General features: G+C 54.4%; 5 protein-coding genes. All 5 read left to right on the top strand.

The genetic code is table 11. The annotated features are described in order from the left end of the window. Nucleotides 1-364: 364 nt before the first annotated feature. Nucleotides 365-979: a Holliday junction branch migration protein RuvA gene (gene ruvA / locus L972_RS11825; RefSeq protein ID WP_005335746.1), complete on the top strand. Its 615-nt coding sequence runs from the start codon at nucleotides 365-367 to the stop codon at nucleotides 977-979. An 8-nt stretch (nucleotides 980-987) separates the two neighbouring features. Next, nucleotides 988-1,998, top strand: a complete 1,011-nt coding sequence (gene ruvB / locus L972_RS11820) for a Holliday junction branch migration DNA helicase RuvB (RefSeq protein ID WP_005335744.1) — start codon at nucleotides 988-990, stop codon at nucleotides 1,996-1,998. A 934-nt stretch (nucleotides 1,999-2,932) separates the two neighbouring features. Beyond that, nucleotides 2,933-4,489 carry a cytochrome ubiquinol oxidase subunit I gene (locus L972_RS11815; RefSeq protein ID WP_005335743.1) on the top strand — a complete coding sequence of 519 codons (1,557 nt, stop codon included), beginning with the start codon at nucleotides 2,933-2,935 and terminating at the stop codon, nucleotides 4,487-4,489. A gap of 11 nt (nucleotides 4,490-4,500) precedes the next feature. Continuing rightward, complete coding sequence (gene cydB / locus L972_RS11810; protein WP_005335741.1) at nucleotides 4,501-5,637, top strand: cytochrome d ubiquinol oxidase subunit II; 1,137 nt, start codon at nucleotides 4,501-4,503, stop codon at nucleotides 5,635-5,637. Between the two features lie 14 nt (nucleotides 5,638-5,651). Beyond that, a partial coding sequence (cydX, locus tag L972_RS20885) for a cytochrome bd-I oxidase subunit CydX (RefSeq protein WP_081990724.1) occupies nucleotides 5,652-5,711 on the top strand: 60 nt, incomplete at its 3' end.

Below are 5,711 nucleotides of genomic sequence, written 5' to 3'. Positions count from 1 at the left end.
AGATTGGCTAGCCGCTGGCTGCCATACCAGCCAACGACCCCCATGCCCAGCGTACAGCCGAGCAATATGGCAAGACCCAGATTGGAGGTGGTAACAATTTTCATGTGATGGCCTTCCTTGGTATCGACATTGGCACCAGTTTCGGTTCCGAACGGGTTTAGTGTAGTGGTTTATCCCCCGCTCGGGGGCCGGTGCGGCGCTGAAACATCCCGTGCACTGGCTGCACCCGATCAAGCATGGTGGAAAATGGGATAAAAAGCCTCTCTGACTACGCGGGTGTTGCTGCCCTATGCTGGATACTTATCCAGTTATTCTTTATGCTATGAGCCAATTTACGAATAGTTGTATTGGTGAGGAGAGAGCCGTGATTGGTCGCTTGAGAGGCATTGTCATTGAAAAGCAGCCCCCCGAGGTCCTGCTGGAAGTGGGCGGGGTTGGCTATGAGGTGCAGATGCCGATGAGCTGCTTCTATGATTTGCCGGAGATCGGCAAGGAAGCGACCATCCATACTCACTTCGTGGTGCGGGAAGATGCCCAGTTGCTCTATGGTTTCAACCACAAACAGGAGCGGGCGCTGTTCCGCGAGCTGATCAAGACCAACGGAGTCGGCCCCAAGCTGGCGCTGGCTATTCTCTCCGGCATGACAGCTACCCAATTCGTGCTGAGTGTCGAACGTGAAGAGATAAGCTCTTTGGTCAAACTGCCGGGAGTCGGCAAGAAGACCGCCGAGCGGCTGGTGGTGGAGATGAAGGATCGCCTCAAGGGGTGGGTCAGTCACGACCTCTTCTCCCCGGCCATGGTCACCTTGCCAGCCAGTGAGCCCGAATTGCGGGCACCTGATGTGACCGAAGAGGCGGCCAGTGCGCTGGTGGCCCTCGGTTACAAGCCGCAGCAGGCGAGTCAGATTGTCAGCAAGATCGCCAAAGAGGGGATGTCGGTGGAAGATATCATCCGTGAATCCCTGCGTAGCCTGGTATGAGGTAGTTGATGATTGAAGCAGACCGCCTCATCTCGGCCAGTGCCGCCCGTGAGGATGACATTATTGACCGGGCTATCCGCCCCAAGAAGCTGGCTGACTACACCGGTCAGGATACCGTCTGCGAACAGATGGAGATCTTTATCGAAGCGGCCCGCCAGCGGGGTGAAGCGCTCGATCACCTGTTGATCTTCGGCCCGCCGGGTCTGGGCAAGACTACCCTCGCCAACATCGTCGCCAACGAGATGGGGGTCAATATCAAGACCACCTCCGGCCCGGTGCTGGAGAAAGCGGGGGATCTGGCGGCGCTGCTCACCAACCTCGAACCGAACGATGTGCTGTTCATCGACGAGATCCATCGCCTCAGCCCGGTGGTGGAGGAGGTGCTCTATCCGGCGATGGAGGATTACCAGCTCGACATTATGATCGGGGAGGGACCCGCAGCTCGTTCCATCAAGCTGGATCTGCCTCCCTTCACCCTGATTGGCGCCACCACCCGGGCTGGTTCACTCACCAGCCCGCTGCGGGATCGCTTCGGTATCGTCCAGCGGCTGGAGTTCTACAACGTCAAGGACCTGACCGATATCGTCTCCCGCAGCGCCCGTTGTCTGGGGCTCGACATGACGGAAGATGGTGCCATTGAGGTCGCCCGTCGCTCTCGCGGCACGCCGCGGATTGCTAACCGTTTGTTAAGGCGGGTGCGCGACTTTGCCCAGGTGAAATCCGATGGCCGGATCGACGGCCCCATTGCCGCTCGCGCCATGGACATGCTGGATGTCGATAACGAAGGTTTTGACTTCATGGACCGCAAGTTATTGTTGGCTGTGATAGACAAGTTTATGGGGGGCCCGGTGGGTCTCGATAATCTGGCCGCCGCGATCGGGGAAGAGAAAGATACTATCGAAGATGTGTTGGAGCCTTATCTGATCCAGCAAGGGTATCTGCAACGTACACCCAGAGGACGGATTGCGACCACACGAGCCTACGCTCATTTCGGTCTTCAGCGACCAGATGAGAAGTAAAAACAGTCGTTTGAACATGAAACCGCCGTCAAAGGCGGTTTTTTATTATCCGGGCAAAAAAAAGCCCACGGCGGATGCGGTGGGCAAAGACAATTCAGGATGGATGTTCACAGACAGTGAGTGCGTCTGGACACAGACCGGAAAATAAACAGGTGAGCCGTCGCGAGCTCTCAGAGTCGGTTCAGTTGATAGAGCTGAACAAAGGAAAGCTTGTAGTAACGGATGGTTTTAGCAACAAACTTTTTCATCTTCGATTCCAATAGACAGGTTCAAATTGATCGTCGAATACGTACCGTGAACCCGGATTAACCGGCCTGTATCCAAGGGTATGCCCTCACTGCGAGGCGCATTGTAGGAGTTCGAATCGACCCCGGCAAACAAGAAAAATTGCACTCTTCAAATTAGTTTATCTAATGTCTTTATTGATGAAATTGGTTCGCATGAGTATGCATTCTTTGCAATTTTAAATTGAGTTTTCGAATCAGATTGCCTGACTCGGATAACATGGAAAAAGGCGCGTCATCCACGCTTTTCAAATTAAACCGAGCGGCGTGATGTTAAATTCTTAAATTGATTTAAATCAATGTTTTACGCTTTATCGTGTTTTGTGATCTGGCTCGCGTCAATAATCGTGAAATAGATTAAAAATGCCTTTCAAAGCCATGTATGGCGGGTCCTTTTACATTGATTTCAATCAAATAAAGGTGATATAAAAACCCGGTCATCATGGGCGAGAATAAATTTAGGCTGATTGTTTTGGAATTGTTAAACATTAACTTTATTTGTGTTCTCGTATTGCCTTGTTGTTAATGCCAGTGGTTACTGAACGCGTTTTGTTGTGACACGTCCCAATAAGGCTCATTCGATAACCTCCAACGGAAGCTTTGTGCTTAAAACTTAAAATAGCCGTGCCAATAATCGGTGAGGAAACATCATGATTGCTGAGCATGTGGTAGACCTATCGCGGTTCCAGTTCGCTGCGACGGCCCTTTATCACTTTTTATTTGTACCCCTGACGCTGGGAATGGCCTTTCTCCTGGCGATCATGGAATCCGTCTATGTGATGACCAACAACACCATCTACCGGGACATGACCAAATTCTGGGGTAAGTTGTTTGGTATCAACTTTGCCTTGGGGGTCACCACAGGTCTGGCCATGGAGTTCCAGTTCGGGACGAACTGGGCTTACTACTCCCATTATGTCGGTGATATCTTCGGGGCCCCGCTGGCTATCGAAGGGCTGATGGCCTTCTTCCTGGAGTCCACCTTCGTCGGTATGTTCTTCTTTGGTTGGGATCGTCTGAGCAAGCATCAGCATCTGGCTGCCACCTGGTTGATGGCGCTGGGTACCAACCTCTCCGCCCTCTGGATCCTGGTCGCCAACGGCTGGATGCAGAACCCGGTCGGTGCCGAGTTCAACTTCGAATCCATGCGGATGGAGATGATGAGCTTCGCTGACGTGGTGCTCAACCCGGTTGCTCAGGTCAAGTTCGTCCACACTGTGGCGGCTGGCTATACCTGTGGCGCCATGTTTGTGCTGGGTATCTCCTCCTACTACCTGCTGAAGAATCGTGATGTGGCGTTTGCCCGTCGCTCCTTCGCCATTGCCGCCGCGTTCGGTATGGCTTCCATCGTGTCCGTGCTGATCCTCGGTGACGAATCCGGTTACGAGACCGGTGAAGTGCAGAAGGTGAAACTGGCCGCTATCGAAGCTGAGTGGGAAACTGAGCCTGCTCCGGCCGCCTTTACCCTGTTCGGTATTCCGAATCAGGAAGAGATGCGCACCGACTACGCCATCAAGATCCCCTATGCACTGGGCATTATCGCGACCCGTTCTCTGGACGGTCAGGTCACCGGTCTGAAGGATCTGAAGAGCGAGCACGAACTGCGCGTTCGTAACGGTATGACCGCTTACGACCTGCTGACCAAGCTGCAATCCGGTGACAAGTCTGACGAGACCCGCGCTCGTTTCGACGAAGTGAAGCAGGATCTGGGCTACGGTCTGCTGCTCAAGCGCTACACCAGCAACGTGACCGATGCTACCGACGAGCAGATTAAGGCCGCCGTGGATGACTCCATCCCGCAGGTACTGCCGCTGTTCTTCGCCTTCCGCATCATGGTTGCCGTCGGCATGCTGATGCTGGTGTTGATTGGTATGGCCTTCTATGACAGTGCCCGTCACCAGATCGGCAAGCGCAAGTGGCTGCTCAAGGGTCTGCTGTGGGGTATCCCGCTGCCGTGGATCGCTATCGAAGCTGGCTGGTTTGTTGCTGAATATGGTCGCCAACCGTGGACCATTGCAGAGGTGTTGCCGACTTCCCTCTCTGCATCCAATTTGCCTGCAGCCGAGATCTGGTTCTCTCTGATCGGTATCTGCCTGTTCTATACCGTACTTCTGGTTATCGAGATGTACCTGATGTTCAAGTATGCCCGTCTTGGCCCCAGCAGCCTGAAGACTGGCAAGTATCACTTTGAACAGATCAAGGCATAAGGAGAGCGACCATGTTTGATTACGAAACTCTGCGTGTCATCTGGTGGGCTCTGGTCGGCGTGCTGCTGATCGGTTTTGCCATCACTGACGGCTTCGACATGGGGGTAGGCGCACTGCTCCCGTTCGTCGGCAAGAAAGATGTCGAGCGCCGTGTGATGCTCAACACCATGGGGCCGCACTGGGAAGGAAACCAGGTGTGGCTGGTCACTGCCGGTGGCGCCTTGTTCGCCGCTTGGCCGATGGTGTATGCCGCGACCTTCTCTGGCTTCTACATCGCGATGATCCTGACCTTGATGGCGCTGTTCCTGCGTCCGGTCGGTTTCAAGTACCGCTCCCTGCGTGCTGATGCCAAATGGCGCAGCAACTGGGACTGGGCCTTGTTCGCCGGCAGCGCCGTACCGCCCATCGTCTTTGGTGTGGCCTTTGGCAACCTGCTGCAAGGCGTTCCGTTCGAGTTTAACCAGTTCATGATGTTGACCTATCACGGCAACTTCTTTGGTCTGCTTAACCCGTTCGGCATTCTGGCTGGTCTGGTGAGCCTGTTCATGCTGCTCACCCAGGGCGCAACCTGGTTGATGATGAAGACCGACGGTGAAGTGCTGGCGCGTTCCCGCACTGCCGCCATGATCTGCTCACTGCTGACTCTGGTGCTGTTTGCTGCCGCGGGTTGGTGGGTAAGCGGTATGGAAGGCTATGTCATCGTCAAGGCTGCCGCGACTGACGCAGTATCCAACCCGATGAACAAGGAAGTTGTCCTGCAGGCTGGTGCCTGGATGAACAACTACACCCTCTATCCGTGGATGGTGGCTGCCCCTGTACTGGGCCTGGCCATGAGCCTGCTGACTGCGCTGTTTGCCCGCATGAACATCGGCTGGCTGGCGTTTACCAGCTCCTCGCTGGCGATTGCCGGGGTCATCCTCACTGCCGGTTTCTCCATGTTCCCGTTCGTGATGCCCTCAAGCCTTGAGCCGTCACTGAGCCTGACCATGTGGGATGCTACCGCCTCTTTCAACACCTTGCAGGTGATGACTGTGGCTGCAGCGATCTTCGTACCGATTGTGCTGGGTTACACCATCTGGACTTACATCAAGATGTTTGGCCGGGTAACCAACAAGCACATCGAAGATAACCAACAATCTCTCTATTAAGAGGTGCGCTGACAATGTGGTATTTCACCTGGATCCTGGGACTGTTGCTGGCCTGTGCATTTGGCATCATCAAT

Origin of the sequence: Aeromonas sp. ZOR0001, from assembly GCF_000801015.1 — a bacterium.
GTDB lineage: Bacteria > Pseudomonadota > Gammaproteobacteria > Enterobacterales > Aeromonadaceae > Aeromonas > Aeromonas veronii.
Note: the sequence above shows the minus strand (reverse complement) of the source record. Positions and strands in the feature narration are given on the sequence as shown.

Coding starts and splice junctions, on each gene's coding strand:
- ruvB (WP_005335744.1), top strand. CDS start 988: ATGATTGAAGCAGACCGCCTCATCTCGGCCAGTGCCGCCCGTGAGGAT.
- L972_RS11815 (WP_005335743.1), top strand. CDS start 2,933: ATGATTGCTGAGCATGTGGTAGACCTATCGCGGTTCCAGTTCGCTGCG.
- cydB (WP_005335741.1), top strand. CDS start 4,501: ATGTTTGATTACGAAACTCTGCGTGTCATCTGGTGGGCTCTGGTCGGC.